Origin of the sequence: Desulfatibacillum alkenivorans DSM 16219 (assembly GCF_900142135.1) — a bacterium.
GTDB classification, from domain to species: domain Bacteria; phylum Desulfobacterota; class Desulfobacteria; order Desulfobacterales; family Desulfatibacillaceae; genus Desulfatibacillum; species Desulfatibacillum alkenivorans.
This window is the reverse complement of sequence record NZ_FQZU01000090.1, coordinates 1-2,034: the sequence shown is the minus strand read 5'-3', so window position 1 is coordinate 2,034 and position 2,034 is coordinate 1. Positions and strand designations below refer to the sequence as shown.

The 2,034-nt window shown below is 48.1% G+C and carries 1 protein-coding gene; it reads right to left on the bottom strand.

The genetic code is table 11. From position 1 onward, the window contains the following. Positions 1–285: 285 nt before the first annotated feature. Positions 286–1,797 (bottom strand): hypothetical protein, encoded by a 1,512-nt coding sequence (locus tag BUE18_RS27115; protein WP_073479236.1) that lies wholly within the window; start codon positions 1,795–1,797, stop codon positions 286–288. Between the last annotated feature and the right edge of the window lie 237 nt (positions 1,798–2,034).

The following is a 2,034-nucleotide window of genomic DNA, read 5'->3' as shown; positions in this document are numbered from 1 at the left end:
TGGAGGGGGCGATGAGTCCGCCGGACTCCTAAAAAAAGGGCTGAAACGCCCTGAAATGTTCAAACCACCCCTCCGGCAAATCCAATCGCGGATTTAGGCAAGGTCCTTTCCGCTTTCCTTTCAATCACCAATGAAAGAGAAAAGCGGACTTGTATGCCTGAAAGGCGCCAATAATTGCACCTACCTGTACGTCAGAAGCAAAGCCTTCAATGACTAAGGGCCAATCAAGTCGAAAAGGGCCGCCCCATTTGGTTGTTCACGTCCATCAAGGTAAAGGCCGGAAACTCATGGATTGGGAGCCGCAAGGCGGACGGCCTTGGGCTTCATGGTATCCACAAGGTACACGCTGCTCCCCGGGTAGGATTGGGAATCCAGCACAAGGGCTCCGTTTTCCTTTAAAAATCCGATCATGTAGGATTCCTCGTTTACACCGGATTCACTTATATAAACATGCGAAAAAACCAGCCAGACCTTTCCGGTAAGGCTTGCCAGTTCGGGATTGTATTTGTGGTTTTCGTTGCGATGCCGTTGCCCGTTGACGGCCGGGTTGGCCACATTTACCAAACCCGCTCTCAAATAGAAATCGGCGATTCCGCTGGTGACGTAATAAAAATAAATGGTTTCATCTTCCTGAATATGCTGCTCCACACATTTTAAAGACTCCCTGACATGATCACTATAAACGGGAATTTTGTTGGAAAGAGGAATAAACATTATGACGACAGGCAGGGCTATGGCCGCGCAGGAGACGACGGCCGGGCTTTTCCTGAAAAAACCGGCCAGGCAATACACTCCCATGGAAAAGAGAAGAAGGAATTCGGGCGTCAAAAACAGAATCATCCTTGTGTGGAACGGGTATAGCCGGAGCAGGGAAAGAGCAAGCTGTACGCCGACAGGCGCCAGGCAAAAGTACAACACAGTGAATTTTTTCCGGACAACCAGGCAACAAACCCCGGACAACGAAATTGCCAAGGGAACCAACCAGATGGACTCCAGGCCAAACATGTATCCATAGATTTCCTGGAGTTTTTCATAGCCAAAAACATAAAACTCCCTTGATAAAGGATTGGCCGGCAAAAAACTTTTTCGCCAAAACCAGAGCATGTATTCCCTGGTGGGGTGATCGTGTATGAAAAACACGTAGTACCCGGCAAATGAAACCAGCCAGGAGGCTATGACAAGAGAAATCTTTGAGTTCCCGCGTAAATACGTCTCCCTATAGAGCCAATAGACGCCGACCACAAAAAGGGTTACAACAGCCACATGGGAAAACCAGATAGCCGCGCACCCGATAACCGCCGCGGCTGCCAGGGCGCTTCTGCGTTCCATACTCAGAAAAAAGGGCAGGCATAAAAGCAATAAGGAAACAAAAACATCCAGCGAGTACTGCTTGACTTCGGACGAATACCTTAACAAAATCCAGGAAATGCTGAACAAAGCCGTCGCCATTTGGGCGACAATCCCGTTGCGCGCCAGTTTTCTGGATATAAAAAAGAACAGAGGGATGGAAAACAAAAAACTGAAAAGCGGGACCACCCGCAATGCCCAATCGCTGTTTCCGAAAAACAGGGCCATCAATTTTTCTGCGAACAAAAATCCTATGGGAGCGGCCTGATGATTATCCAGAGGCGCCAAAAGCCCCAGAAATCCCCTGTCCACAATATTGATTGCCAGGTGGGCCTCATCCAGCCACATGCATCTGTTTAACGCAAACTGGTAAACAGCCAGGAGACCGCCCCATAAAACAACGCCCCAAAAAAAGACCTTCAAATACGCCCGATTGTCATGATCTTTCAATGAATTAGGGTCCTTAAAAGATGGATAGTGGAGGATTGCGCAATCTGATCTTGCCTTCTAAGGGAATTACAAGCACAATAGGCCTCCGCGTGGAAAAAACACACCCTGGCGAAACCGATTCCAATCATTTGAAAATAATTTGGTTGCAATCAATGATGCCCAGGTAAAAAGTTAAAAATCGGGTTGCAGCCTGAAATGGGGCGATGAACAGCGGATATCAATCCGAATCCGTTTTCC